Origin of the sequence: Psychromonas sp. SR45-3 (genome assembly GCF_014163575.1) — a bacterium.
Classification (GTDB): domain Bacteria; phylum Pseudomonadota; class Gammaproteobacteria; order Enterobacterales; family Psychromonadaceae; genus Psychromonas; species Psychromonas arctica.
The window spans coordinates 1-1,080 of the sequence record NZ_JACJDP010000086.1 but is presented as its reverse complement, the minus strand read 5'-3'; the positions used below and the strand labels follow the sequence as shown (position 1 = coordinate 1,080).

Annotated in this window: 1 protein-coding gene; it reads left to right on the top strand. The window is 43.5% G+C overall.

Annotation, left to right across the window (positions count from 1 at the left end; all coding sequences use genetic code 11):
- A partial coding sequence (locus H5084_RS19555; RefSeq protein WP_220486020.1) for a hypothetical protein occupies positions 1 to 181 on the top strand: 181 nt, incomplete at its 5' end.
- Positions 182 to 1,080 lie beyond the last annotated feature (899 nt).

Sequence of the window (1,080 nt, the reverse complement as noted above, 5' to 3'; positions counted from 1 at the left end):
TTTTCCCAAGGTAACCTTTAATTTTAGCAACAGCAAACAGGACGTTTGCGGTAGTTTCAGAATGGCCATGGACGGCCATCCTGAAACGGTGCGTTTAAAATTAATGGTTAGCTTGGAGCAGAAAACGATTCGGTTGGCCTTTCCTTTGCTTACTTTCCTTTGGCCACTCAAAGGAAAGTAAAGTCGCCGCAAGGGCGAAACACCAAGCTAATAAGAATAAAAGTGACTGGATGAGCGCAGACGAACCATTAAATAAAACATGACTCAACGTGGCTACATCCTACCGCCGTTGAGTTTTCCCAAAATAACCTTTAATTTTAGCAACAGCAAACAGGACGTTTGCGGTAGTTTCAGAATGGCCAGGGACGGCCATCCTGAAACGGTGCGTTTAAAATTAATGGTTAGCTTGGATCAGAAAAGGACTCGGTTGGCCTTTCCTTTGCTTACTTTCCTTTGGCCACTCAAAGGAAAGTAAAGTCGCTGCAAGAGCGAAACACCAAGCAAAAAATAATAAAAATGACTGGATGAGCGCAGACGAACCAATATCGCAAGTAATAAGCATCACCGTATCGATTTTGTATTTTGCATCATTGTCTAGAATCACTCCAAATAAAACATGACTCAACGTGGCTACATCCTACCGCCGTTGAGTTTTCCCAAGATAACCTTTAATTTTAGCAACAGCAAACAGGACGTTTGCGGTAGTTTCAGAATGGCCATGGACGGCCATCCTGAAACGGTGCGTTTAAAATTAATGGTTAGCTTGGAGCAGAAAAGGACTCGGTTGGCCTTTCCTTTGCTTACTTTCCTTTGGCCACTCAAAGGAAAGTAAAGTCGCCGCAGGGCGAAACACCAAGCTAATAAGAATAAAAGTGACTGGATGAGCTCAGACGAACCATTAAATAAAACATGACTCAACGTGGCTACATCCCACCACCGTTGAGTTTTCCCAAGGTAACCTTTAATTTTAGCAACAGCAAACAGGACGTTTGCGGTAGTTTCAGAATGGCCATGGACGGCCATCCTGAAACGGTGCGTTTAAAATTAATGGTTAGCTTGGAGCAGAAAAGGACTCGGTTG